This is a genomic window from Williamsia sp. z34 (assembly GCF_059553395.1).
This window is the reverse complement of sequence record NZ_JCANWW010000005.1, coordinates 462,945-488,606: the sequence shown is the minus strand read 5'-3', so window position 1 is coordinate 488,606 and position 25,662 is coordinate 462,945. Positions and strand designations below refer to the sequence as shown.

Annotated in this window: 25 protein-coding genes; 7 read left to right on the top strand and 18 right to left on the bottom strand. The window is 66.1% G+C overall.

Going from position 1 to position 25,662, the window contains the following annotated elements; genetic code table 11:
- Positions 1 to 20: 20 nt before the first annotated feature.
- The 7 genes from AC51GT_RS15755 to AC51GT_RS15725 all read right to left on the bottom strand — a co-directional run bounded on the left by AC51GT_RS15755 (position 21) and on the right by AC51GT_RS15725 (position 6,598).
- Positions 21 to 1,076, bottom strand: a complete 1,056-nt coding sequence (locus AC51GT_RS15755; protein WP_496323328.1) for an IS110 family RNA-guided transposase — start codon at positions 1,074 to 1,076, stop codon at positions 21 to 23.
- A gap of 265 nt (positions 1,077 to 1,341) precedes the next feature.
- The gene (rlmB, locus tag AC51GT_RS15750; protein ID WP_496322946.1) at positions 1,342 to 2,307 is read right to left on the bottom strand and encodes a 23S rRNA (guanosine(2251)-2'-O)-methyltransferase RlmB; all 966 of its coding nucleotides are present in this window, start codon (positions 2,305 to 2,307) and stop codon (positions 1,342 to 1,344) included.
- Between the two features lie 64 nt (positions 2,308 to 2,371).
- A complete protein-coding gene (cysS, locus tag AC51GT_RS15745) occupies positions 2,372 to 3,784 on the bottom strand; it encodes a cysteine--tRNA ligase (RefSeq protein ID WP_496329352.1) in 1,413 nt (470 codons plus the stop codon).
- 11 nt (positions 3,785 to 3,795) lie between these two features.
- Complete coding sequence (ispF, locus tag AC51GT_RS15740) at positions 3,796 to 4,260, bottom strand: 2-C-methyl-D-erythritol 2,4-cyclodiphosphate synthase (RefSeq protein ID WP_496329351.1); 465 nt, start codon at positions 4,258 to 4,260, stop codon at positions 3,796 to 3,798.
- Positions 4,257 to 4,925, bottom strand: coding sequence for a 2-C-methyl-D-erythritol 4-phosphate cytidylyltransferase (gene ispD / locus AC51GT_RS15735; RefSeq protein ID WP_496322943.1), 669 nt, complete (start codon positions 4,923 to 4,925; stop codon positions 4,257 to 4,259). Before ispD ends, ispF begins: the two co-directional genes overlap by 4 nt.
- Before the next feature lie 21 nt (positions 4,926 to 4,946).
- Positions 4,947 to 5,435, bottom strand: a complete 489-nt coding sequence (locus AC51GT_RS15730) for a CarD family transcriptional regulator (protein WP_020107769.1) — start codon at positions 5,433 to 5,435, stop codon at positions 4,947 to 4,949.
- A 245-nt stretch (positions 5,436 to 5,680) separates the two neighbouring features.
- Positions 5,681 to 6,598 (bottom strand): PaaI family thioesterase, encoded by a 918-nt coding sequence (locus AC51GT_RS15725; RefSeq protein ID WP_496322942.1) that lies wholly within the window; start codon positions 6,596 to 6,598, stop codon positions 5,681 to 5,683.
- 190 nt (positions 6,599 to 6,788) lie between these two features.
- Between AC51GT_RS15725 and AC51GT_RS15720 the strand changes: the two genes are divergently transcribed.
- Both AC51GT_RS15720 and radA read left to right on the top strand, forming a co-directional pair.
- Positions 6,789 to 7,418 (top strand): copper chaperone PCu(A)C domain-containing protein, encoded by a 630-nt coding sequence (locus AC51GT_RS15720; protein ID WP_496329350.1) that lies wholly within the window; start codon positions 6,789 to 6,791, stop codon positions 7,416 to 7,418.
- A gap of 109 nt (positions 7,419 to 7,527) precedes the next feature.
- Positions 7,528 to 8,925, top strand: coding sequence for a DNA repair protein RadA (gene radA, locus AC51GT_RS15715; protein ID WP_495514583.1), 1,398 nt, complete (start codon positions 7,528 to 7,530; stop codon positions 8,923 to 8,925).
- On the opposite strand, the gene AC51GT_RS15710 is transcribed toward radA, so the two are convergent.
- The gene (locus tag AC51GT_RS15710; protein ID WP_496329349.1) at positions 8,917 to 9,498 is read right to left on the bottom strand and encodes a PaaI family thioesterase; all 582 of its coding nucleotides are present in this window, start codon (positions 9,496 to 9,498) and stop codon (positions 8,917 to 8,919) included. The genes radA and AC51GT_RS15710 overlap by 9 nt on opposite strands.
- Positions 9,499 to 9,545: 47 nt before the next feature.
- On the opposite strand from AC51GT_RS15710, the gene disA reads away from it, so the two are divergent.
- Together disA and poxB are read left to right on the top strand one after the other, a co-directional pair.
- A complete protein-coding gene (gene disA / locus AC51GT_RS15705; protein WP_496322939.1) occupies positions 9,546 to 10,628 on the top strand; it encodes a DNA integrity scanning diadenylate cyclase DisA in 1,083 nt (360 codons plus the stop codon).
- A 33-nt stretch (positions 10,629 to 10,661) separates the two neighbouring features.
- On the top strand, positions 10,662 to 12,395 hold the full coding sequence (gene poxB, locus AC51GT_RS15700; protein ID WP_496322938.1) for a ubiquinone-dependent pyruvate dehydrogenase: 1,734 nt from the start codon (positions 10,662 to 10,664) through the stop codon (positions 12,393 to 12,395).
- Positions 12,396 to 12,418: 23 nt separating this feature from the next.
- Here poxB and AC51GT_RS15695 read toward each other — a convergent pair whose 3' ends face one another.
- On the bottom strand, positions 12,419 to 13,195 hold the full coding sequence (locus AC51GT_RS15695) for a hypothetical protein (protein WP_496329348.1): 777 nt from the start codon (positions 13,193 to 13,195) through the stop codon (positions 12,419 to 12,421).
- 101 nt (positions 13,196 to 13,296) lie between these two features.
- Positions 13,297 to 13,941 (bottom strand): carbonic anhydrase, encoded by a 645-nt coding sequence (locus AC51GT_RS15690; protein WP_496322936.1) that lies wholly within the window; start codon positions 13,939 to 13,941, stop codon positions 13,297 to 13,299.
- Between the two features lie 16 nt (positions 13,942 to 13,957).
- On the opposite strand from AC51GT_RS15690, the gene AC51GT_RS15685 reads away from it, so the two are divergent.
- Positions 13,958 to 14,836 (top strand): HhH-GPD family protein, encoded by an 879-nt coding sequence (locus AC51GT_RS15685; protein WP_496329361.1) that lies wholly within the window; start codon positions 13,958 to 13,960, stop codon positions 14,834 to 14,836.
- On the opposite strand, the gene AC51GT_RS15680 is transcribed toward AC51GT_RS15685, so the two are convergent.
- Positions 14,809 to 15,633 carry an alpha/beta fold hydrolase gene (locus AC51GT_RS15680; protein WP_496329347.1) on the bottom strand — a complete coding sequence of 275 codons (825 nt, stop codon included), beginning with the start codon at positions 15,631 to 15,633 and terminating at the stop codon, positions 14,809 to 14,811. The two genes, AC51GT_RS15685 and AC51GT_RS15680, sit on opposite strands and share 28 nt — an antisense overlap.
- A 124-nt stretch (positions 15,634 to 15,757) precedes the next feature.
- Here AC51GT_RS15680 and AC51GT_RS15675 point away from each other — a divergent pair, with 124 nt between their 5' ends.
- Both AC51GT_RS15675 and AC51GT_RS15670 read left to right on the top strand, forming a co-directional pair.
- On the top strand, positions 15,758 to 16,066 hold the full coding sequence (locus AC51GT_RS15675) for an antibiotic biosynthesis monooxygenase family protein (RefSeq protein ID WP_496322934.1): 309 nt from the start codon (positions 15,758 to 15,760) through the stop codon (positions 16,064 to 16,066).
- A 152-nt stretch (positions 16,067 to 16,218) separates the two neighbouring features.
- Entirely contained in the window at positions 16,219 to 17,706 is a 1,488-nt protein-coding gene (locus AC51GT_RS15670) for an aldehyde dehydrogenase (RefSeq protein ID WP_496329346.1), read from the top strand.
- A gap of 93 nt (positions 17,707 to 17,799) precedes the next feature.
- Here the strand turns inward: AC51GT_RS15670 and AC51GT_RS15665 are convergent, their stop codons facing one another.
- Genes AC51GT_RS15665 through AC51GT_RS15635 form a run of 7 tightly spaced genes read right to left on the bottom strand, consistent with a single transcriptional unit; the run spans position 17,800 to position 25,648 of the window.
- Positions 17,800 to 18,408: a hypothetical protein gene (locus tag AC51GT_RS15665; RefSeq protein ID WP_496329345.1), complete on the bottom strand. Its 609-nt coding sequence runs from the start codon at positions 18,406 to 18,408 to the stop codon at positions 17,800 to 17,802.
- Positions 18,409 to 19,431, bottom strand: a complete 1,023-nt coding sequence (locus AC51GT_RS15660; protein ID WP_496329344.1) for an Rv1363c family protein — start codon at positions 19,429 to 19,431, stop codon at positions 18,409 to 18,411. It abuts the gene before it with no gap.
- Entirely contained in the window at positions 19,428 to 20,873 is a 1,446-nt protein-coding gene (locus tag AC51GT_RS15655) for an MCE family protein (protein WP_496329343.1), read from the bottom strand. The genes AC51GT_RS15660 and AC51GT_RS15655 overlap by 4 nt, the downstream gene beginning before the upstream one ends.
- A complete protein-coding gene (locus tag AC51GT_RS15650; protein ID WP_496322929.1) occupies positions 20,870 to 22,132 on the bottom strand; it encodes an MlaD family protein in 1,263 nt (420 codons plus the stop codon). The genes AC51GT_RS15655 and AC51GT_RS15650 overlap by 4 nt, the downstream gene beginning before the upstream one ends.
- Positions 22,132 to 23,391, bottom strand: coding sequence for an MCE family protein (locus AC51GT_RS15645; protein ID WP_496329342.1), 1,260 nt, complete (start codon positions 23,389 to 23,391; stop codon positions 22,132 to 22,134). Before AC51GT_RS15645 ends, AC51GT_RS15650 begins: the two co-directional genes overlap by 1 nt.
- 2 nt (positions 23,392 to 23,393) lie before the next feature.
- The gene (locus tag AC51GT_RS15640; RefSeq protein ID WP_496329341.1) at positions 23,394 to 24,587 is read right to left on the bottom strand and encodes an MCE family protein; all 1,194 of its coding nucleotides are present in this window, start codon (positions 24,585 to 24,587) and stop codon (positions 23,394 to 23,396) included.
- Positions 24,587 to 25,648, bottom strand: a complete 1,062-nt coding sequence (locus AC51GT_RS15635; protein ID WP_496322926.1) for an MCE family protein — start codon at positions 25,646 to 25,648, stop codon at positions 24,587 to 24,589. Before AC51GT_RS15635 ends, AC51GT_RS15640 begins: the two co-directional genes overlap by 1 nt.
- Positions 25,649 to 25,662: the final 14 nt, after the last annotated feature.

Sequence of the window (25,662 nt, the reverse complement as noted above, 5' to 3'; positions counted from 1 at the left end):
CGCCAAAAGTTGCTCCTATGTCAAGCGGCGGCGGTCTGAATGGCTCGTGGTTGGGGCGCAGTGTCGGTGATCAGGCGTTGATAGACGGTGCGGACCAGGCGGCGTCGGAGTGCTCGGAGGGCTGCGGTGGTGGAGTCGCCGGCGGCGCGGCGTTTGCGGTAGTAGGTGTAGCCGTCGCTGTCTTCGAGTCGGGTTTGGGTCAGGGCGATGCGGTGCAGGGCGGTGGTGAGTTGTCGGTTGCCGCAGCGCGGTAGCCGGACGCGGCCGGCGGTGTTGCCGGACCAGACCGGGATGGGGGCGGTGCCGGCGTAGTTGGCGTAGGCGTCGGCCGAGTGGAAGCGGGCGATGCCGGCGGTTTCGCCGACGATTTTGGCTGCGGTGAGTTCCCCGCAGCCGGGTAGCTGTAGTAGCGAGGGAACCAGTTCGCGGACTCGTTTGCCGATCTCGGTGGCCGTGGTGTTGATCCGGGTGGTCAGGGAGATGATCTCGTCGAGTTCTTCGCGGGCGATGTCGGCCAGCAGTCCGGTCTCGGTGGCCAGCTGTGCGGCGAGGATCTGTTGGTGTTTGTGCATGCTCAGCGAGCGTGGTTTGGGGGCGTAGGCGGGGTTGATTTCATGGACTCGCCACAGCAGTCGGTTGATTGTTGAGGTGCGTTGTGCGACAAACACTTCGCGTCGATCGACTAGTAGACGTATCTCGCGGGATCGGGGGTCGGCGCCGGCGGCGGGCAGGTTCGGTTCGCGCAGCACTGCCCGCGCGACGGCCAGAGCGTCGATGGGATCTGATTTGCCGCGGGTACGTGCCGAGGCACGGGTGTGGGCCATCATTTTGGTGGGTACCCGCACGGCGGTCTGGCCGGCGGTGAGTAGGTCGCGTTCGAGGCGGGTCGACATCTGTCGGCAGTCTTCGATGCCCCAGAGCAGGTCGGTACCGAACTGGGTGTGGGCCCATCGCATCGCGGCATGATGGCCGGCGGTGGTGGCCGGGGCGGTGAGTTGGCCTAGCTTTTTGCCGACGGGATCGACGGCAACAAATGTGTGTGAGCTCTTGTGTACATCGACTCCAACTACAACCATGGTGGTTGCCTCCTGATTTCAGAAACAGGGACCAGGGACGGTTGGGCCGGTCGGTGGGCAATCCTCAGTTGGGGGCGTTGCCACGCTCCTATCAAGCCACATCGGCCGGTCCTTCCCACCTGGTGTTGGCATAACTTTTGCAAGACCAGACATGCGCATCAATGCGATGCCGGCAGGCACATCAAGAGCCAAACACCAGGTGACCAGGACCCAACCACCGCTCAGGCGGCAACACAAGAGTCACACTGAGGGCACATCATCGGGTTCAGGAGCGGCGTTGGCGAGCGAACTCGGCGAGCACGACACCGGCGGCGACCGAGGCGTTGAGGCTCTCGACATCCCCGGCCATCGGGATCGACAGGATCGAGTCACACGATTCGCGCACCAGGCGCGAGAGGCCCTTGCCCTCGGAGCCCACCACGATCACGGTGGGTCCGGAGCCGTCGTACTCGTCGAGGGTCACGTCACCATCGGCGTCGAGACCGACGAGCTGTACACCCGACTCGGCCCAATCCTTCAGTGTCCGGGTCAGATTCGTGGCCTGCGCGACGGGCAGACGCGCTGCGGCACCGGCACTGGTACGCCATGCCACCGCGGTGACCGACGCACTGCGTCGGGCCGGGATCACCACACCGTGGCCACCGAATGCGGCCACCGAGCGGATCACCGCACCGAGGTTGCGCGGGTCGGTGATGTTGTCGAGCGCGACCAGCAACGGCGGACGACCACTGTCGATCGCCTGCTGCATCAGGTCGCTGGGGTGGGCGTACCGGTACGGCGGGACCTGCAGGGCCAGGCCCTGGTGCATGCCGTTGGCACTCATCCGGTCCAGTTCGGGACGCTGCACCTCGAGGATCGAGATACCGGCGTTCGCGGCCAGCTGCACCGACTCGGTGACCCGCTCGTCCGCCTCGCCACCGAGGACCACGTAGAGCGCGGTGGCCGGAACCCCGGCACGCAGGCACTCCACTACGGGGTTGCGACCGAGTACGTACTCGGGACCATCTGTGGTCGGCTTGCCGCGCGGCACGCGTCCGCCGGTGGTTCCACCCGAACGCTTGGCAGCGGCCTTCGCCTTCTTGTGCGCCGCGTGGTACGTGCGCTCGGTCGCCTTCGGGGTTGCGCCCCGGGCCTCGAGTCCACGGCGGCGTTGTCCGCCCGAACCCACGGTCTGTCCTTTTTTGCTGCCGCCCTTGCGGACTGCACCCTTACGTTTTGAATTGCCGGCCATCAGGCCACCCACCTTACGCGAAATGCGCTGTAATCCCCGGTGACCGGTTTACCCGGCACCGCGTTCATCGGTCCGTCTCCACGGATTCTCTTGTTTCGGACATCGACCACTGCGGGCCGTCCGGTGTATCTGTCACTTCGATCCCGGCGCGCGCCAACCGATCACGAACTTCGTCTGCGGTGGCCCAGTCCTTCTCGGCACGGGCCGTGGTCCGGCGTTGCAGCTCGGCCCGGACGAGCACGTCGAGCGCGGCCTTGGTCTCTGCGTCCGGCCCGGAAGCCGCCCAGTTCGGCGCCAACGGGTCGACGCCGAGCACGCCCATCATCGCGCGCACCGATGCGGCCGCTTCCACGGCGGCCTGATGGTCGCCCGACTCCAGTGCCGTGTTCCCGACCCGGACCGCACCATGGATCTCGGCAAGGGCCGACGGCACGCCGAGGTCGTCGTCGAGCGCCGCGGCGAACGCGTCGGTGATCTCACCGATCGGTACTGCACCGGCCCGCGAAACCGTCCGGTGCACAAAGGATTCCACCCGCCGGTATCCGGCGGCGGCCTCCTGCAGTGCGCCCTCGGAGTATTCGAGCATCGACCGGTAGTGCGCGCTGCCCAGGTAGTAGCGCAGTTCGACGGCCCGCACCCGCTGCAGCATCGCCGGGATGGCGACCACGTTGCCGAGCGACTTCGACATCTTTTCGCCACCCATGGTGACCCAGCCGTTGTGCATCCAGTACCGCGCGAACGGGTCGCCGGCGCCATGGCTCTGCGCCTGCTCGTTCTCGTGATGCGGGAAGATCAGATCCATTCCGCCGCAATGGATATCGAACTCCGAACCCAGCAGCGAGGTGACCATCGCCGAGCATTCCAGATGCCAGCCCGGACGCCCGCGGCCCCACGGGGTCGGCCAGGACGGCTCGCCGGGCTTGGCGCACTTCCACAGCGTGAAGTCGCGCGGATCGCGCTTGCCGGTGCCGGCGCTCTCACCCTGATGGACGTCGTCGAGACGATGTCCCGACAGCGAGCCGTAGTCGGGCAGGCTCAGCACATCGAAGTACACGTTGCCGTCGGCGGCGTAGGCGTGCCCGCGCTCGATCAGCCGCTGCATGTACTCCACCATCTGCGTGATGAAGCCGGTGGCGCGGGGTTCGGCCGAGGGCGGCAGCACCCCGAGTTGGTCGTAGGCCTTGGTGAACTCTCGCTCGTGGGTGGCGGCCCATTCCCACCAGGGACGACCGGCATCGGCCGCCTTGCGCAGGATCTTGTCGTCGATGTCGGTCACGTTGCGCACAAACGCCACATCAAGGCCCTTGTAGGCCAGCCAGCGCCGCAGGATGTCAAAGGCGATACCGCTGCGGACGTGGCCGATGTGCGGCACACCCTGGACGGTGGCGCCACACAGATACACAGAGGCGTGTCCGGGACGGATCGGCGTGAATTCACGCAGATCTCGGGCGGCAGTGTCGTAAAGGCGCAGGGTCACGATCGGCAATCCTACTGGTCAAGCAACAGTGCAGTGGCGACGGCAGCAACGCCCTCGCCCCGTCCGGTCAATCCGAGACCGTCCGTGGTGGTGGCGGAGACCGAGACCGGCCCGCCGAGCAGACCACTGAGTACCTGCTGGGCCTCGGCGCGGCGCGGCCCGATCTTGGGCCGGTTGCCGATCACCTGGACGGCGGCATTGCCGACGACGAATCCCTGGGCTTCGTAGAGTTCGCGGACATGCGCGAGCATCCGGGCGCCGCTGACGCCCTCCCACTGCGGTTGTCCGGTTCCGAACACCGAGCCGAGATCTCCGAGGCCCGCTGCGGACAGGAGTGCGTCGCAGAGCGCATGGACGGCCACATCGCCGTCCGAGTGCCCGGCGCATCCGTCTGCGTCCGTGAAGAGCAATCCGGCCATCCAGCAGGGCCTGCCGATTTCGATGGGATGGACGTCGGTTCCGATCCCGACTCTCATGCGCGCGCCCGATCGGTGAGCAACCAGGTGGCCAGATTCAGATCCCAGGCGGTGGTGATCTTGAAGGCGAGCGGGTCGCCGGGGATGGTCTGCACGGCGATGCCCTGCGATTCGACGAGACCGGCGTCATCTGTGAAATCGGTCTCCGCGGCGGCGTAGGCAGCGGTGAGCACGGCGTAATCGAATCCTTGCGGGGTCTGCACCGCACGCAGCGAGGAGCGGTCGACGGTCCCGGTCACGAGGCCGGTGGAGTCGACGGATTTGATCGTGTCCGCCACCGGGAGGGTGGGGACAACCGCGGACGCGCCCGATCGGACAGCGTCGACGACGTCGGCGAACAACGATGCGGGTGTGAGGCAGCGGGCGGCGTCGTGCACCAGCACCACTTCAGTATCGGACGGCGCGGCCGACAATGCGGCCTTCACCGAGTCCGAACGTTTTGAACCCCCGGCCACCACGGTGACCTCGGGGAACTCGGACCGGACCTGGTCAACCAGATCGACGGGAACCGAGATGACGATACGATCGACGACCCCGCCGGCCAGCGCACCCTGCACACAGTGGTGCAACATGCTCTGACCTGCGAGATCGACAAACGCTTTGGGTAAACCCATGCCGAGTCGCTCTCCGCGACCTGCGGCCGGGATCAATGCAACCGTAGACATTCAGTGAATCAAGCGACGCGCTCAGGAAGCGGCGGCGAGAACCTCGTCGAGAATGATCGAAGCCTTCTCGTCGTTGGTGTTCTGTGCCAGCGAAAGCTCGTCGACCAGGACGCGACGCGCACGGGTGAGCATTCGCTTCTCACCTGCGGAGAGTCCACGATCCTGTTCACGACGCCAGAGGTCGCGAACGATTTCGGCAACCTTGATGATGTCGCCGGAGATCAGCTTTTCCTGGTTCGCCTTGAACCGGCGAGCCCAGTTGGTGGGCTCCTCGGTGTGGGGCGCCCGGAGGACGTCGAATACCTTGCCCAGACCTTCTTCTCCGACTACGTCACGGACTCCGACGTACTCGAGCTTCGTAGACGGGATCTGAACTGTCATGTCACCATCGGCCACCTTCAAAACGAGGTACTCTACGGCCTCGCCCTTGATGGTTCGGGTCACAATGTCTTCGACCAGTGCGGCACCGTGATGGGGGTAGACAACGGTGTCACCAACTTTGAAATTCAATGTTCCATGCCCCTTTCGATTTCACCAGTCTAGCACGGTGCGTTCCGCGCCATCAGCCAACTGCGCAGGTCAGCGGCATAGCGGCCGGATTCGAAGTCTTGACGACGCCCGAAATGTGTGCTGGCGCACCGCCTCAACCCAGGGGGCCACAGCACTCGAAGGCCCCGCCCGACAACCGATTTTGGCGACCGCTTCAGACCGCCGCGAACGGGACCGTTCCGGGCCCGCGCGACCCCGTCGGACCGCTACGACATCAATTGATGCCGAAGTGTGACCGTCGTGAGCGCCAGCACCGTGTCACCGGCACCCGCGTCGACCAACCGGACATCCACGACACTGTGGTCGCCGGCATCGCGGACGACCTCACCACTGGCCCGGGCGGGCCCGACCCGGACCTGCGACAGATAGTGGATCTGCATGTCGCAGGCCACCATTCCCGGCCGCATGGCACAGGCGGCGGATTCGGCGAGCACCGCCAGCGCCCCTCCCTGGATCGTGCCGATCTGGTTGACGACGAAGGAGGTGAGGTCGAGTTCCAGGACACCGGAACCCGCATCGACGACCCGCATGCCGAGCCGCGTATAGACGGACCCCTCGACCGGTATCGGCGTGCGTTCCCGGATCGTGCCGACGGTCTTCGCGGGCGAATACAGATCGGCATCGACCGCCGCGGTGCGCGGGATCCGGGCGAACACGACCAGCGCCCGCCCGGCGTGCGTGAGTCCATGGGCTCCGCGATCGATGTCGTCGGTCAGCACCCGCAGATCGGTGACCCCACATCCGTCGTAGATGTCGACCGAGATGACGACGACCTTCTTACCCGCCCGGACCAGCCTGGCGTCGGCGACGATCGGCCCCCGGGTGATCGGGTCGGCGGCGTACAGCGACAGATCCTGGGTCGCGGTCCAGTCCGGGGAGGCGGCGATCAGCGCGGGGTCCGAGGCGACGATGTCGACCACGGTCATCAGGACCCCGGTCGAGGCCGACCCGCCGGCGTCCCGGAGTTTGTCGGTCAGGGTGGCCCGGACCACGGATCGTTGCGGGGACGGCTGGAACGACGTCAGCCCGAAGTCCGAAGCGAACGACACCGGACCCGGCAACACCATCCCCGGCCGTCCGCCGACCTGGGCCGGACGCGAGGTGGAAATCAGATTCTCACTCATGAGAATCATCATGCCAGTTTGGTGGGCGATGCGAAACGGACCGTTTTTGCGACCCGATCGGAATTTGCCGACACTCGCCCACTACGCTGCGTAGTGCACGCGTTGTGGATTTTGGTGGGCGCCGGTGAGTATCTGCGCGGCCGCCACACAAGGCGCGCGTCGCATCAGGACCTATCTCGGAGGAAAACCGGTGTCAGTGCACAAAGAATCGGCCCGGCGTGGTCGAGTGGGAACGATCCTCGCCACCGCAGCCATCGCCGCAGGCCTGCTGATCGGCACCACCGCGTGCGGCGCCGGCCAGATCGCCCAGACCCCCGATCAGGCGCCGGCCATCAACGGCAACGAGATCGACGCCGGGGCCATGGCATTGCGCAACGTGCACATCATCTACCCCAAGGGCGGCAGCACCGAGGAGTTCGTCAACGGCGGACCGCTCCAGTTGGCATTCCTCATCGCCAACGAGTCGCCCGACACCCCGGACAAACTCGAGAGCATCACCTTCCCCGACGGCAAGGGCAAGGTGACCGTCGAGGGCGAGACCGAGATCGATCCCCTCGGCGTGCTTCGCGCGGGTGACCGCGACGTGGTGCACAACACCACCCTCGACCCGATCAACCCGAAAGAGAAGTGGGTCGAGGTGACCGTGCAGGGTGAGCCGAACAAACTCACCCCCGGCCTGACCTTCCCGTTGGTCTTCAAGTTCGAGAAGGCCGGCGAGACCACCATCGACGTCCCGATCGACGCCGGGCCCATCCTGCCGCGCCAGGACAAGCCACGGGGCATCGACGCCGACCACGTCGAAGTGGGCGGGCACCACTAGCATCCGGTCACCACAAGAACCCGAGAGAGGGGCCACGGCAATCGCCGTGGCCCCTCTCTCGTGCGCGGGTCGGCACAGCACTGTCGGACCCGCTGGCTAGAGTCAGCCGGTGGCCAAACAGAAGTCGACATATCGGTGCAGCGCCTGTGGATACCAGGTCGCCAAGTGGGTTGGCCGTTGCCCGGAATGTGGTGAATGGGGTTCGGTGAGCGAAGCTGCCCTGGCAACCGTGGGCAGCTCCGGGATCGGTGGGGGTAAATCCGCCACCGTCGCAACCATTCCCAGCCAGCCGGCTCGTCCCATGACCCAGATCGACGCGACCAACGCGGCCGCATTCCCCACCGGCATCGGCGAATTCGACCGGGTGCTGGGCAAGGGTATCGTCCCCGGTTCGGTCCTGCTCCTCGCCGGAGAACCCGGTGTCGGCAAATCCACCCTGCTGCTCGAAGCCGTCAAACAGTGGGCGCTGCAAGGCCGCCGGGCGCTGTACGTCACCGGCGAGGAGTCCGCCGGGCAGGTGCGACTCCGCGCCGAACGCACCGGCGCCGTCCACGACGAGATCTACCTCGCCGCCGAAACCGACCTCGGCGCGGTACTCGGCCACGCCGAGGCGGTGATGCCGTCGCTGATGGTGGTCGACTCCGTGCAGACGATGATCGCCCAGAACGTCGACGGTGTGAACGGCGGTGTCACCCAGATTCGCGCGGTGACAACGGCATTGACGTCGTTGGCCAAGAACGCCGGCATCGCCGTCATCCTCGTCGGCCACGTCACCAAGGACGGCACCGTGGCCGGTCCGCGCTCACTGGAACACCTCGTCGACGTCGTCCTGTCCTTCGAGGGTGACAAGCACTCCCCGCTGCGCATGGTCCGGGGAATCAAGAACCGCTTCGGATCGGCCGACGAGGTGGGCTGTTTCGAGCAACGCGAAGACGGCATCCACGAGGTCACCGACCCGTCCGAACTGTTCTTGCATCACCGCGACATCGGGGTCGCGGGCACCGCCATCACCGTGGCGATGGACGGGAAGCGGCCGCTGCTCGGTGAAGTCCAGGCGCTGGTCTCGAAATCGAGCCTGGCCAACCCGCGCCGCGCCGTCGTCGGGCTCGATTCGGCCAGGGTGGCAATGATTCTGGCCGTCTGCGCCGCCCGGGCCAACCTGCCGACCTACGACCAGGACGTCTACGTCGCCACCGTCGGCGGCATGAAGATCAGCGAGCCCGCCGCCGACCTGTCGGTGGCACTGGCGCTGAGTTCCATCCTCGCCCAACGTTCGCTGCCCGGTTCGATGGTGGCGCTCGGCGAGATCGGTCTGGCCGGCGAGGTGCGCCGGGTGGCCGGGGTCGGCAGGCGGGTGGCAGAGGCAAAGCGGTTGGGCTTCAAACACGCAATCGTTCCGGCCGGGTCCCTGGATCTGCCGTCGGGCATCAAGATCACCCAGGTCGCCGACCTTCAGACGGCGATGCGCGCGGCACTCAAGGGCCCGGCCGGTCCGTTCTCATTCTGAGGATTCGGCCCGGCGCCTGCGCTCCTCCTTGCGAGCCAGGCTCTCGGCGAATTGGTCGGCGGCGCCGCTGTTGGCGGCACTGTCCTTGAAGTGCTCGGCGGGGTCGATCCGGACGTAGATCGCGTGCGCGGCCGCGACCGGCTCGGTGTTGTCGCCGAGATACGCGATGCCGCTGGTGTAGATCTTGCGCCGCACGGTCCCGTGGGCCACCGCCTCGATCCGCAGTTCGCTGCCCAGCGGGATGGGCTTGGCGAAGTCGATCTCCAGATGCGCGGTCACCGCGGCGCATCCCACCATCCAGTGCGTCATACCGAGCGCCTCGTCGAACGCGGCCGACAGGATGCCACCGTGGATCACGCCGGGGCCACCCTCGAATCGGGGCTCGACCTGCATGCGTGCGGTGACCGCGGCACCCTCGCCCGCAGTGGCCACCATGTGCAACCCGTGCGGCACCGTCTCGCTGCAGCCGAAGCACATGGGGTAATGAGCGCGCAGCTTCTCGCCGAACGCCGGAGCGCGGGGCGACCGGACCGCGGCGACGAGCTCATCGGGCAAAACAAAAGAGGTTTTCACAGACAGCTAATCTAGTCACCACCTGCGTTACTACAGAAAGGCGCCTCATGCCAGAGGTACCGGCCTCCGATCTGCTCCGCACCACGATCGCCCGGCTCGCACCCGGCACTCCCCTCCGCGATGGCCTCGAACGCATCCTGCGCGGACGGACCGGCGCCCTCATCGTCCTCGGGCACGATCCCGAGGTCGAGAGCATCTGTGCGGGCGGCTTCGATCTGGACGTGGCATTCGGGCCGACCCGGCTGCGGGAGCTGTCGAAGATGGACGGCGCGGTGGTCCTGTCGACCGATGGTGCCCGGATCGTCCGGGCCAATGTGCAGCTGGTTCCGGACCCGTCGATCCCCACCGAGGAATCCGGTACCCGGCACCGCAGCGCCGAGCGGACCGCCATCCAGACCGGGTATCCGGTGATCTCCGTGAGCGCGTCCATGTCGATCGTGTCCGTGTACGTCGATGGAATCCGGTACGTCGTGGAGGGTTCGGATGCCATCCTCTCGCGCGCGAACCTGGCGGTGGCAACGCTCGAGCGGTACAAGACCCGCCTGGACGAGGTCAGCGCCCAGCTCTCGCGCTCGGAGATCGAGGATTACGTCACCCTGCGCGATGCGATGACCGTGGTCCAGCGGCTCGAGATGGTCCGCCGCGTCTCCGAAGAGATCAAATACTACGTCGTCGAGCTCGGCGTGAACGGCCGACAGCTCAGCCTGCAGCTCGAAGAACTGGTGGGCGACAACGACTCTGCACGCGAACTGGTGGTTCGCGACTACTTCGCGACCCCGGAACCGGCGAGCACCCAAGAGGTCGAGCAGGCGCTTGCGGCCATCGAGAAGCTCACCGACGCCGACCTGCTCGACCTGACCGCGCTGGCCCGCGCATTCGGCTACCCGGACACCGTCGACGCCCAAGACACCGCGATGAGTCCACGCGGCTACCGGCTGCTGGCCCGGATCCCGCGACTGCAGTTCGCCCACATCGATCGACTCGTGCGCAGCTACGGCACCCTGCAGGCGCTTCTCGCGGCGACTGCGGCGGACCTGCAGGCCGTCGAAGGTATCGGGAGCATCTGGGCCCGGCACATCCGCGAGGGTCTGTCCCGGCTGGCCGAGTCGAGCATCGAACGTTTCGACTGAACCCAAACCCGCTTGGACACCTACCCTGGGTCCATGGCCACCATCGCGGACACAATCGTCGACGTCATCCACTCTGCAGGCGTCGAGCGGGTCTACGGCCTGCCGGGCGACTCGCTCAACGGGCTCACCGACGCCATCCGGCGCGCCGGCAGCGTCGAGTGGAAGCACGTACGCCACGAAGAGGCAGCGGCGTTCGCGGCGGCGGCCGACGCCGCACTGACCGGCGAGTTGGCGGTCTGCGCGGGTAGCTGCGGGCCCGGCAACCTCCACCTGATCAATGGGCTGTTCGACGCGAACCGGAGCCGCGTACCGGTGCTGGCCATCGCGGCCCAGATACCGGCCGCCGAGATCGGCAGCACCTACTTCCAGGAGACGCACCCCGAGCAGCTCTTCAACGAGTGCAGCGTCTACAACGAACTCATCAGCGTGCCGGAGCAGTTGCCCCGGGTGCTGGAGATCGCGATGCGGACCGCCATCGAGAAGCGCGGCGTCGCGGTTGTCGTCATCCCCGGCGAGATCTTCCTGAAGAAGAGCTCCGGTCGCCGGCGTTCGTCCCCGATCCGCCACATCCCCCGCATCACCCGTCCGACCGACGATCAGCTCCGCGACGCGGCCGCCATCCTGAACTCCGCCGACCGGGTGACCATCCTCGCAGGTGCCGGGGTCGAGGGTGCGCACGAGCAGTTGCTCGCCATCGCCCAGAGACTGCAGGCCCCGATCGTCCATGCCCTGCGCGGCAAGGAGTTCATCGAATACGACAACCCGTACGACGTGGGTATGACCGGTCTGCTGGGGTTCGCCTCGGGCTATCGCGCGATGGAGAAATGTGATGCCCTGCTGATGCTGGGCACCGACTTCCCGTACCAGCAGTTCCTCCCCGACAAGGCCAAGATCATCCAGGTCGACATCCGCGGTGAGCAACTCGGTCGACGTGCCCCGCTCGACTGTGGACTGGTCGGCAGCGTCGAGGACACCATCGACGCCCTGCTGCCGATGCTCGCCGAGCACGCCGACACCGAGCACCTCGACGCTTCCGTCGCCCACTATCGCAAGGCCCGCTCCGATTTGGACGCCCTCGCGACCAACGACCGCAACCGTCGGCCGATACATCCGCAGTATCTGGCGAAGCTGGTGGACGACAACGCCGCCGAGGACGCCGTGTTCATACCCGACGTCGGGTCACCGGTGGTCTGGGCGGCGCGCTATCTGACGATGAACGGGCGTCGCCGCCTCATCGGTTCGTTCGCCCACGGCACGATGGCCAACTCGGTTCCCCACGCGATCGGCGCCCAGTGCGCTTTCCCGGGGCGGCAGGTGATCACGTTCTCCGGTGACGGCGGCCTGGCCATGCTGCTCGGGGAGCTGCTGACGATCCGCCAGCACAGGTTGCCCATCAAGATCGTGGTCTTCAACAACTCGTCGCTCAACTTCGTGGAGTTGGAGATGAAGGCCGCCGGCATCGTGAACTTCGGGACCGAGCTGGACAATCCGGACTTCGCCGAACTCGCCCGGGCGCTGGGCATCCACGGCGTCCGGGTCGAGGCGCCCGAAGACCTCGAGGCCGCGGTCAAGGAAGCCCTCGCCCATGACGGACCGGCGTTACTCGATGTGGTGACCGCCCGCCAGGAGTTGTCGATACCACCGACCGTGACGGCCGCCCAGGCGAAGGGCTTCACCCTGTACGCGCTGCGCACCATCCTGTCGGGGCGGGGCGACGAGGTGATGGATCTGGCCGACACCAACGTCTTCCGGCGTCTGTTCGACTGACCACCGGGCGGATTCGCCGCAGGCTACTGGACGTTGACCCGATCGATGTTGAACGTGATCGGTGCGCTGGCTTTCTCGCCGATCTTGGCCACCGCCTGGTAGGCACCCGGAACCACCGGCTCGCGCGGGGTCTGGCAACCCGGGGTGCTCGTGGTGCCGGACCACTGGATGGTGTCCTGCACCTGCTGGCCCGGCTTGAGGAGCTGGTTGTTGACCCCGGCGACCGGAGCACAGTCACCCGACGCCCAGATCCGCCGATCACCGGCGAGGTTCAGCACGGTCACGCTCTGCATCGCCTTGCCGACGTCCCGCGTGCACTCGGAGAGTCCGGCATTGGTCACCGCGATCGTGAAGATCGGCTGTTCGCCCTCGGTGTACGCGGGCTTGTCGGTGTAGAGGACCACCGAGATGTTCTGGTCGGGACACAGGCCGCTGGCCGGCACCGGAGCCGGGGTCTCACCGGGCGCGCCGGCGGCCGCCGGGTCACCGGGAGCCGGGGAGCCATCTGGTCTGCCCGGTGCGGCTTCGCCGCCACCACCACCACCGCCGCCGCCGGAAGCCCCGCCCGCACTCGGACTGGCCGATTCCGAACCCGAATCGCTGTAGGCCGACGGCAGGGCGTAGCTCGACGAGCTGGTGAGGTCGGTGCCGTTGGCGGTGTTCTTGTTGCTGTCTTCGCCGCCGGTCACCCAGAACACCAGACCCACGATGACCGCGAGCACAACCACCAGCACACCGACTGCCAGTGCACGTCGGCGCCAATAAATTTCCGGTGGCAGGGGGCCCTGAGGATCCAACACACCCCGACGCTAATGGGAGTGTGCCACCGGCTGTCCGACCTCGGGCGGCGTGTCGCGAGACGATGCTGTGCGCGAGGTCTCAGTTGACCGCCGGCCGCTGCTCAGGAGGCGAGGCTGGGCATGGCCGGGTCGTCGCCGATCTCGCCCAATGTGCCCCGCACGCTGACCGCGCCCTCGGCGAGCTCGTAGGTGAGTCCGACGATGCCGAGCCGTCCGGCCTGGACCCTTTCGGAGATGATCCGGCTGCGCTGCATCAGCAGACGACCGGTCTCCTTGACGTGGCGTGCCTCGAACTCGTCGACGCGGGTGAGCCCTTCGCTGCGACCGGCCAGGATGCTGGGGGTGACCCGTTCCACCACGTCCCGGATGAAGCCGCCCGGGATCTGCAGGTCGTCGAGCGCGTCGAGGGTGGCCTGGACCGCACCACAGCTGTCGTGACCGAGGATGGCGATCAGGGGCACGTCGAGCACCTCGACGGCGTATTCGATGGAACCGAGGACCGCGGAGTCGATCACGTGCCCGGCCGTCCGGACGACGAACATCGAGCCCAGGCCCTGATCGAAGATGATCTCTGCAGCGACGCGAGAGTCAGCGCATCCGAAGAGGACCGCCTGCGGGTGCTGCCCGGCAGCCAGACGCGCGCGGTCCTCGATACCCTGACTGGGATGATTCGCCTTGCCCGCCACGAAACGGTCGTTGCCTTCGCGCAGGTTCTTCCATGCTTGAGCCGGAGATGTTGAGGACATGACCGACATTCTGCCCTTGTCCGGTTCGGTGCCGCCAGGCAAGCTCCTTTCCTGGTTCGATCAGGCCGAACGAGACCTCCCCTGGCGAGCGCCCGACGTGAGCGCCTGGCACATCCTGATCAGCGAAATCATGCTGCAACAGACCCCGGTGTCCAGGGTCGCCCCGATCTGGGAGCAGTGGGTGAGCAGGTGGCCGGTTCCGTCGGCGATGGCCGCGACGCCGGTCGGTGAGGTGGTGCGGGCCTGGGGCAAGCTCGGCTACCCGCGTCGCGCGATGCGACTGCACGCCTGCTCGGCCGTGCTGGCCGCCGAACACGGGGACATCGTGCCCGCCGACGTCGACGTACTGCTGAGCTTGCCCGGCATCGGGGACTACACGGCCCGCGCGATCGCGTGCTTCGCATACGGGCAGTCGGTGCCGGTGGTCGACACCAATGTCCGCCGGGTCATCGCCAGGGCGGTGCACGGGCGCGCCGAACCGGGAAATCCGGCGCGATCGGATCTGGCCGATGCGCAGGCACTGCTTCCCGACGACGCTCGCGCACCGAGGTTCTCGGCAGCCCTGATGGAGCTGGGTGCACTGGTGTGCGTCGCCAAGAATCCGAGATGCCAGAGCTGCCCACTGACCGAATGCCTCTGGGTGGCCACCGGCTCACCTGCCCACACCGGCCCGGTGCGCAAGGTCCAGAAGTTCGCGGGCACCGACCGTCAGGTTCGCGGACTGTTGCTGGACGTGTTGCGCGACAGCACCATTCCGGTGCCACGCACCGCACTCGACATCGTCTGGACCACCGACACCGCCCAGCGCGACCGGGCCCTCGACTCGCTTCTTGTCGACGGCCTGGCGGAGATCACCTCAGATGGCCGCTACGCCCTTGCGGGCGAAGGGACCTGAACGCCCGGGAGCCGGCCGATCACCGTGCTCTGCAGACCACAGAGGAACGCCTCCACCGCGCCCCGGTACTCGTCGGGTGCGCTGTCATGGACCAGATGGTCGGACCCGGCCACCTGCAGCAGGATCGAACTCTCCACCGCGGCAGCCATCTTCGCCATCTGACCGTCCGGCGTGACACTGTTCTGGGCCTCGATCAACAGGGTCGGGGCCTGCACGGCCCGCCACTGCTCCCAGAAATCGCGCCGCCCCCACTCTTCGGCGATGTCGGCCCACACCGTCAGCCGGCCGTGCAGCACACCGTCGTCGAACGCCTCGTAGAAGTACCGGCCCGCGACCTCACCGAACATCTCCTGCGCCTGGTCGAGTGAATCGAAACGGTCCGGCCAGGACGAGAACCACGGTTCCCAGCCGGCCGTGGTTCGGCCTCGGAAGTCGGGGGCCATGTCCTCGATCACCAACGCCGCCACCAATTCCGGGTACTCCGCCGCCGTGCACCACGCATGCAGCCCACCCATCGAATGGCCGATCAGAACCGCAGGCCCCATGTCGATCCAGGTCAGGACCTCGGCCAGGTCGGCGACGAAGCGTTCCGTGCACAACTCCTCGGGACCGCTCGGCAACGTCTCGTCGGCGCCGCGATGACCGGCCGCGTCGTAGGTGAAGACCCGGCCATGGCCACGCAACCACGGGATCTGCCGCCGCCAGGTCCGGCCCCGGCCCATGAGTCCGTGCAACAGGACTATCGGCGCCCCGTCCGGCCTTCCGCCGTAGTCGATGAATCCGATGTCAGCGCTCACGAAGTAGAACAGTAGCTGCGAAAACCACCTTGCCCGGGATATCCGGAAGTGCCGCTTGCCGCAGGCGGCCGACCGCACGTTCACGGGGTTCACCGGCGCGATCGACGGCAGTAGGGTGAGCGACATGGCAATTGTGAAGATCAACGCGATTTCTGTCCCCGAAGGCGCCGGCCCCGAACTGGAGAAGCGGTTCGCCCAGCGCGCACACACCGTCGACGGCTCGAAGGGCTTCCTCGGGTTCCAGCTGCTGCGCCCGGTGAAGGGCGAGGACCGCTACTTCGTGGTCACCCAGTGGGAGACCGAAGAAGACTTCGCGGCCTGGGCGGGTGGACCGGCCCGCGAGGCGCATGCGGGCGAGAGCAAGAACCCGGTGGCCTCGGGCGCGAGCCTCCTCGAATTCGAGGTTGTCATCGACGCCCGCCCCTCCACATAGAACTTCGTACCGGTGACTGCGGGAACCACGTCGATCACGTGATTTCCGCAGTTCCCGGCGTCGCGCTCGACTGACGAGCCCCATACTCCCGCCGCAAAACTGGAACGTGTTCTACCATTGGCCACCAGAGGCAACCACCAACTGGAGGACCAATGACGGACACCGCCCACGCGGCACCACCCACTTCCCGCGACTACAGCGAACTGCTGATCGGCGGACGCTGGACCCCCGCCCACTCCGCAGACACACTCGAGGTCTTCTCACCGGCCACCGGTCAGCGTGTGGGCAGCACGCCGCTGGCCGACGTCACCGACGTCGACACCGCGGTCAAGGCCGCGCGGGCCGCATTCGACTCGGGTGTCTGGCGCAACACCTCCCCCGAAGACCGTGCCGCCGTCGTCGCCAAGGTCGCCGATCTGATCGACGAACGGGGCGCAGAGATCGCCGACCTGGTCGCATCCGAGATGGGTGCACCACCGATCGCGGTGAGCACGTTGCAGCAGCTGCCCGCGACCGGTGTGCTCCGCGAATACGCCAAGGCCGCAGTCAATTACAACTGGCTCGAGTACCGCGACGGATTGTTCGGCAAGTCCCAGATCACGCGTGAACCCGTGGGTGTGGTCGGTGCGATCACCGCCTGGAACGTGCCCCTGTTCCTGATCTGCAACAAACTCGGCCCGGCCCTGTCCGCCGGATGTTCGGTGGTCCTCAAGCCCGCGCCGGAGACCCCGCTCTCGGCCAACTACATCGCCGAGCTGTTCACCGAAGCCGGATTGCCCGAGGGAGTGCTGTCGGTGGTGCCCGGCGGACCGGAGACCGGAAAAGCGCTCGTCGCCCACCCCGACGTCGACAAGATCACCTTCACCGGTTCGACCGCGGCCGGGCGCTCGATCGCAGCCGCCTGTGGTGAGCAACTCAAGCGCTGTTCACTCGAACTCGGCGGCAAGTCCGCGGCCATCGTGCTCGCCGACGCGAACCCGGCCGAGATCGCCGGAATGCTCACCTTCACCGGCCTGATGAACACCGGCCAGGCCTGCGTCGCCCAGACCCGCGTCCTGGTCCCGAGCGCCAAGCGCGACGAGATCGTCGACGCCATGGTCGAGGCCGCCAAACTCCTCAAGCCGGGTCTGCCCGACGACCCGGAGGCCCAGCTCGGACCGCTGATCACCGAGAAGCAGCGCGCCAAGGTCGAGGACTACATCCAGCAGGGCAAGGATGCCGGCGCCACGGCGGTCCTCGAGAGCGCCCGCCCGGAGGGTCTGGAGTCGGGGTACTACCTGAGCCCCACCATCTTCACCGGCGTCACCAACGACATGACCATCGCGCGTGAGGAGATCTTCGGCCCGGTGATCTCGGTCATCGACTACGAGACCGAGGACGAGGCCATCGCCATCGCCAACGACTCCGACTACGGTCTGGCCGGGACGGTGTGGACGGCCGACGTCGAACGTGGTCTCGAGATCGCTGCCCAGATCCGGACCGGCACCTACGGCGTGAACTGGTACGCCATCGATCCCGGGTCGCCGTTCGGTGGCTACAAGAACTCCGGCATCGGCCGCGAGAACGGCACCGAGGGCCTCGAGTCGTACGTCGAACACAAGTCCGTCATCCTGCCGATGGGCTACGACCCCACCGCCTGACCTCCGCCTCCCCCGCAAACGAGCCGGAAATACGAAGACGAGCCACATATTTGTGGCTCGTCTTCGTGTTTGTGGCTCGTTTGCGGGAGGGGGTCAGGGGGTCGGCGCGGGCGCCGGCACCGACGACTCCGTCGGCGGGGGCACCGAGATGGTGGAGGCGCCGGCCTTGTCGGCCTCGGTGGCGAGCTGGGCCTTCACCGAATCGTCGGTGATGATGTCGATGTTGGTGACCAGCCACCGGTCGCCCGAGCGCTCCATCGAATACTGGAGCCGGCTGGGATTGATCGCCACCACGTCTTTGCCGCCCTTGGTCACCGACTGGTTCATGAAGATCAGGACCAGTGCCGTGTCGCGGGTGTTGGTGACGACTCCGGCCTCCTGGATCGTCACCTGGGATTTGACCTGCTGATCTTTCACGGAGGCAACCAGATTCGAGTCGGTGACGATCTGGTCGTACTCCTTGGCAGCTGCGCCGGAGACCAGCGTCTTGGCCTGCTCCACCTGCTGCGCGACGTTACCCGGGTCGTATCCGAACATCACCGATGCCGTATGGGTTCCGGCGTCCAGCGCTTCACCGCGGGCATCCTCCGTCAGCTTGGCGTCGCGGTAGTCGAGACCGGCGATCGTCGTGATGACCACCCCGGCAACCAGGATCACGACGGTCAGTACCGACACCGTCCACCACCAGAACTTGCGGGACATCTACGTCACCCACTCGAAGTTGGTCAGCTTGAGTTGCCCGTTGATGCGGGTCATCTCGACCTTCACCCGGAACGTCTGCAACACGGTCTGCTGCTCGGGAACGTTGGGCTGGTTCATCTCCCAGCTGTACACGACCATCACCGTGCCAGAGTCTGCGTCACTGGCGGTGACAGCGTCCGAAATGACGGTGCCCTTCGTGGACACGTTGTCGGCCTTGATCATGTTGACGGACTGCTCGATCGCTTGGCCCGACTGCTCCATGGCCTTGCCACTGGTGCTGTCCTGAAAAGACTTGATGGCGCCGTCGACGTTCTCGGGGTTCAGCGTTGTCAGGTTGATGATCATCTGACGGGCGAACGCCGAGTACTCGGCGCGCAACTCGTTGCGCTCATCGATCTTGTCCGTCCCCAGGATGAACAGCGTCGACGCGACGACCATGCCCGCGATCAGACCGATCGACACAACGGCCGCCAGCACGATGCCCAGTCCACGCAGATTCCCGCGGCCACGCCGCGAACCACCGGTGTCGGACGAGCTCCTGTCACCGGACCGGCCCAGGCGAACCCGGCGCTTCCGCGGATCGGACTTTCGGCCACCCCCGCGCCGATCCCGGTACGACACGCCTCCGGTCACCGACGCAGACCCGAAGGACTGCACCGAACCAGAGTCGGTCTCGGCCTCGGCCTCTGTCGCGGCCGGCGCGGTGTTGACCTCGTCGGCCTCGTCGATCTCGGGCTCCGGCTTGCCCAGATCCACCGGAGGGCTTGCCGACGCGACGGTCGGCCTCGGCTTCTGCTTGCGGCCCAGCGGCGACGACTTCACCGGGATACCCGCGTTCTTGCGGACCTTGCCGCTCGGCGCGGTACCGCTCGGCGACGACTCGGGCGCATCCGGTGGCGGACCGGCCGGTCGGCTGGCCCGGCGACGCCGAGGCTTCTGTGGTGCAGGTTTCGGTGCTGCGGCTGTCTGTTCGGTCGGTGTCTGTTCGGTCGGTGTCTGTCCAGTTGGTGTCTGGGCCGTCACTGGACGGTCCCCGTGATCAGGCTCTGCCATTGACTGTTGTCTTTCTGCTGCTGTCCGCTACCACCTGTACCAGTTGTGCCCGACGGTACCGCGGTGCCGGCGTTGTACGTCTTGCCGTCCGGGCCGATGTAGTCACCGCTGACCGGGTCGTAGCTGGTGGCGTAGACGGCGGGACTGCCGTCGTCCGCGCCGGGTGCGCCGGTGGTCAAAAAGCCCTGTGGCAGGTCGACTCCCGGAAGCCCGTTCGGGAACGGCACGTTCTCGCCGATCGGTTCGTAGCCGGTCCGGCATTCGGCCGGGGTCGATGCGCGGCGCCCGGGGATCTCCATGCAGGGGAAGTTGCGGGTTCCGCGGACCGCGACGTTGGAATCCTGCGGGACGCGGCACAACATGCCCGGCGGGAGGTCACGCGGGGTCTGCGCCGACGCGTCACGCTCCGGTGTCATCGGCATGAAGCCGACGGTGCAGGTGCCGGGATCCTGGAACCCCAGGGCGAAGTCGACGTTGGCACCGTTGCGGTAGTCCTCGCTGTTGAGTGCGGTGATCAGCGCCGCGATCAGGCGCGGGTAGATCACCACGATCTGCTGCAGGTTGGGATGGTAGATCGCCAGCGTGCGGGCGGTGGTGTTGAGATTCGAGAACAGCAACGGCAGAGACTGATTCATCGAGGCGAACAGCTCTTGGCTCTGCTGCGCAACGCCCGGACCCTGATCCAGGATGCCCTGGATCTGCGGGTCGTTCGCCCGGAGCTGGTCGGTGACCTGCACGAGATTCGCCGTCCACGCGCGGATGTCGTCCACCGTGGCGGTCTGCGTCTCGAGCAGCGGAGCCGCTTGATCGATCAGCTTGACGATCGCCTCCGAGTTCTCGTTGGCGTCACCCACCAGCAGGGTCATCGAATCGAGCAGTCGTTGCAGGTCTTCGCCGGTGCCGTTGAACGCGTTGAACGCCTCGTCCATCACCCGGCGCAACTTCGTGTCCTGGATCTGTTCGAGCAGGGCATCGGCCTGATCGAGCAGCGTCCCGACCTCGACCGGAACCGTCCCGTTCTCCACCACCGAGCCGTCCTTGAGATTGCCGGTCGCCGGCGTCTGGGGATCGGGTGTGAACTCGATGTACTGCTCACCGACCGCCGAGACACTGCGCACCGCGGCGATCGAATTGTTCGGGATCTCGGTGTCGCTCTTGATGGACACCGTCGCCAACACACCCGTCTCGGTCAGGGCCACCGTCTGAACCTTGCCGACGTCGACGCCGCGGAAGCTGACGTTGCCGTTCTGATAGAGACCACCGGTACTGGGCAGGTCCACCTTGACCGTGTACTCCCCGATCCCGACCATCGCCGGAACCCGGATGTAAAAGACCGCGACGGCGAGCATCGAGACCACCGTGATGATGGTGAAGATGATCAGCTGCATGCGGACGAACGGTGTGATGCTCATGAGCCTCCCTCCGCGTTCGGCATCGGTGAGGGCTGATTGTTGTCGACCGGCATCTCCGCGGTCAGCGGACCGGTGAACGGATCGCTGCCGCGGGCCGCCGCACCGGCCGGCGCGCCGAGGAGACCCTCGGGGCCGTAGAGCCGACTCTGCCCACCGAGACTGGCCAGCGCACCTCGCTCGAGACGACCGAATGTGAGGTCGAGGTTGATCTCACCGTTGAGATAGTCGCCCCGGACCACCTGTGGGATGACCTCCTCGGCGAACGGGAACGTCAGCAGGATGCCGAGCGACTGGGTCAGGGCCGGGCCGGTGGACTGGAGCTGGTCGAGCACCGGCACCAGATTGTTGACCAGCACCGTGATGTCCTCCGAACTCGCGTTCAAGATGTCATCGGTGGTGCGGCTCAGGGCACTGAGCGAACCCAGCGCGTCGGTGAACTGGACCCGTTGATCGGACAGCAGCGACAGGATCTTGGGGCCGTCGGCCAGCGCCTTCTCCACCACCGGTGTCTGCTCGTTGATACGCGCGGTCATCCGATCCAGGCCCTCCATGGCGCGAATGATGTTGGCCCGCTGACCGCTGAGCTCGTCGACCAGCGTGTCGAGTCGCGGAATCAGTTCGCGCAGGATGTCTTCGCGTCCGGCCATCGAGTTGTTGAGCTCGGTGATGATGTCACCGACCTGCGCCAGACCACCGCCGTTGAGCACCACCGACAACGAGCTGAGTACCTGCTCGGTGGTCGGATAGGTGCAGGCGGCCACCTGCTGCGCCGAGTTGATGTCGGGTATGGGCTGCTGGTTCTCCGGCTCGGCGATGTTCTCCGCCTCGGGACAACCGGCCGCCGGGATCTCGTCGCCCGTCTGCAGAGTGCCCGCATCGGCGTTCTCCGGCTGGACGATCTCGAGGTGCAGCGAACCGAGCACGCTGGTCATCCCGACCATCACGTGAGATCCGACCGGCACCTGGGTCCCCTTGTTGAGCCGCAGCGTCAGTTGCGCCTGCCAGTCCTTCACCGAGATCTTCCCGACGCTGCCGACGGTGGCGTCGTTGATCATGACCGGCGCGTTCTGAACCAGGTTGGCGGCGTTCGGAATCATCGTTGTCAGCTCGTAGGAACCTCGGCCGGTACCGTCCGCGCCGGGGATCGGCATCGAGTTGAGCCCCTCGAAGCCACAGCCCGACGCCACCAGCGCCGAACTGATCACGGTAGCGCCGAGGATGTTGCGGCCGAGGGCTTTTCGCCTCAGATTTGCACGCATCAGCCCTCACCTCCGAACGGCACCAGCAGCTCGGCCAAACCGGGATTCTTGTACTGGGAGCGGGTCGCGGCGTCCTGATCGCGAATACCTTGCTGCGCACGCGCTTTCACGCCCGAGTTCTGATATGAGATCTGATCGGGCGTGGCGTTGATGCCCGACACCGGATTCGTCAGGAACGGCGGGTAGTTCACCCCGATCGCTCCGAAGATCGGACCCAGGACATCAACACACTGCTCGACCAGGTCTTCCTGGCCCGGACGGGCAGCACCGGCCATCGAGCCACAGAGGAGATTGATCAGGTTGCCGCCCATGCCCAGACCGAAAATGCCCGACAACGACCCCTGCAGAGGGTTGTAGATGTTATAGAAGTTCGACAGCTGCGTCGGCCCGGAATGCAGCAGACCCCGGATCTCTTCATCTTTCTGGGCGAGCACGTTGGTGGCTTCGGAGAGATCGCCGACCGACTTGCTGAGTGTCGCCCCATTGGCGTCGATGAACGTCCGGATGTCGGTCATCGCGGTGTTGAGGTTGGTCAGTGCGCCGTTCAGATTGTCGGTGTTGTCGGCGAGCACCTGACTCACCGACGCGATACGGCCGTTGAACTGCACCAACTGCTCATGGCTCTGCGACAGCGCCTCGGTCAGTGTCTGCAGGTTGCGAATCGACTTGAACAGATCGTCGCTGCCACCGGCCAGCGTGCCGGTGACGTCCGACAGTTGCTGGATGGCCTGGCGGATGGCCGTGCCGTTGCCGTCGAGGTTCTGATCGAAGACATCGACCGAGCGGGCAACCGAGCCGGGGTCGGCGCCCTGGGGGCCGACCGCCTCGGTCAACCTGCTCAGCTCCGCCTTGATCTCATCCCACTCGACCGGCACCGCGGTGCGCTCCATCGGGATGTCCCCACCGCCGCCGAGCGTCGGACCACCGTCGTACACCGGGGTCAACTGGATGAAACGTCCCGAGACCAGGGACTGCGCGACCACGATCGCCTCGACACCCTCGGGCAGTTTCCGGTCGCGGTCGATCTTGAGCTCGACCCGGACATCGTTGTCCCGCGGGGTGATCGATCCGACCGAGCCCACATCGACTCCGAGGATCTTCACCGCATCACCCTCGTACAGGGCATTGGTGTTCGAGAAGTACGCGGTATAGGTCTTGTAGTTGACCTTCTGAAAGCCGTAGTACACCGCCACGACCGCCACGATGGCGGCCACGACGATCGCGGTGACCTGCCAGAACCTCTTGCTCAACCGTCCCATCATCATCCCCCCGCCGGTCCGGTCGGATACGACGGTGCCGGTGCCGGTTTGTTCGAGTCGGGCGAGTTCGCCATGTCCGGGCGGGTGGTGATGTCCGGCGGAATCTTGAACGCGTACTTGGTGAATGCCTCGAAGGCTTCGGGGTACTTCTGCTGGAACACCCTCAGGAACGTCGCGGTGAGGTCACCGAAGGTGGTCAGGCCGACCAGCGAGGAGAAGTAGGGTCCGCTCGAGACCGCCTCTCCCAGCACGTTTGCGTACGGACCGAGTTCGTCCAGGGTCAGCCCCAGGTTTTCCTGGTTGTCGACCAGAATCGCGAGTACTCCGTTCAATTGATCGAGCACCGGCTTCAGCTGCGCATTGTTGTTGTCGATGAACAAACTGATCTGCGCGGTGACGTTCTCGGTTCCGGTGATCAACTGCTCCAACGCATATCGGCGGGCCTGGACCTCACCGAGCAGGGAGTTCGCGTCGACGAGCAGGCTGTTGATCTGGCCGCTGCGCTTGGCCACCACATCGGTGACGCTGCCGGCACGGTCGAGCAACTGCGAGAGGGACTCGTCGCGGTCGGCGATCGCCTTGGACAACCGCGCGACCCCGTCGACGGCCGACCGCACCGATTCCGGGGTGTCGGAAAAGGTGTCGGACAACGTGTTCAGTGCATCGTTGAGCTGATCGGTATCGGTTTCACCGATCGTGTCGGTGGCCCCTTCCAGGGCATCGATCAGCGAATACGGCGCCACGGTCCGCTCGACGGTATCCCCCGGCATCAGCTTTCCGGTGCCCTCGGACACCAGGGTCAGATTGCGGCGGCCGAGCACGGTCTCGGTCTTGATGATGGCCGTGCTGGCGTCTCCGAGACGGGCTGTGTCGGCCATGTTGAACGTGACCTTCGCCTTGGTTCCGTTGTCGGTGTCGGCCAGCGAGATCCCCTGGACGGTACCGACATTCACCCCGGAGACCACCACGATGTCACCGGTGGACAGGCCACCGGCATCGTCGAAGAGTGCGGTGTAGACGCTGCCGTTCGACAGGAACGGGAGCTTGTCCATCTGCAGGGCCACGATCACCACCAATACCGCGATCACCACACCGATGAAACCCACCCGGGCGCGGTCGGGTTCACCACGCTTGCGGCGCCGGGCCTCGTCGGCCTGGTCGGTGGCGGTTCGCTCACCCTTGAACAGTGCAGACATCACAGCGGGTTACACCTCCCTCCGGGGTTGGTGTTCGATCCGGTCGCGTCTGTCGACTTCCAGACGATCTCCTGCCCGTCGGGGCCGGTGAACATGAGATTGACCTGGCAGAGCCAGATCTGCAGCCACGCACCATAACTGCCGAGGTTGGACAGTGCCTTGAAGTCCGACGGCAGACGACCGAGCAGACCCCGCACGTAGTCCTCGCCCTTGAGTACTTCTTCGGAGACCTGTCCGGTGGCGGTGATCAGCGACGTCAGATCGGACTGGTTCTCGGCCAGCACATCGTTGAGGTCATTGGTCACCTCGGACGTGTTGGTGATGGCCTCACCGATCACGTCGCGCTGCGAGTCGAGACCCGAGATCAGCTTCTGCAGTTGATCAAGCGAGGTGTCCAATCCCTCGTCGTCGGCCTCGATGGTGCCCACGGTGGTGTTGAGGTTGTCGATGACCTGGCCGATCAACTGGTCGCGGTCGGCGAGCGAATCAGTGAAAGTGGCTGTGTTGCTGAGTAGTTCACTCAGCGCCGGCCCCTGACCCTGGAACACCTTGACCAGGGACGCCGACAGCTCGTTGACCTCTTTGGGGTCGAGTGTGCGGAACAGTGGCTTGAAACCACCGAGGAGGTTGTCCAGATCCAGCGCCGGTTCGGTCTGGGTGATCGGGATCGACCCGTTGTCCTTGAGCAATACGCCCGGCTCACCGGCGCCTTCTTGCAGCTCGAGAAAACGGTCACCGGTGAGATTTTCGTAACGGATCAGCGCTTGCACAGAGGTGGGCAGGCGATACTTCTCGTTGACGTCGAACTCGACAACCGCCTTGTTGTCGGGGTTCAGGCCGACCGAGCCGACCTTGCCGACCTCGACGCCGGCGATCCGGACCTTGCTGCCCGACTTCAATTGCGAGGCACTGGTGAACGTCGCCTTGTAGGCCAGGCTCGAACCACTGCGGTACTGGCTGAACACGACCACCAGGCCCACGAAGATGAGCAGCATCACCACGGCGAACGCGCCGAGTTTGATGACGGTGGCGCGAAACGCGCGCTCTCTGGACACTGCCATCTCACACCTCCCTT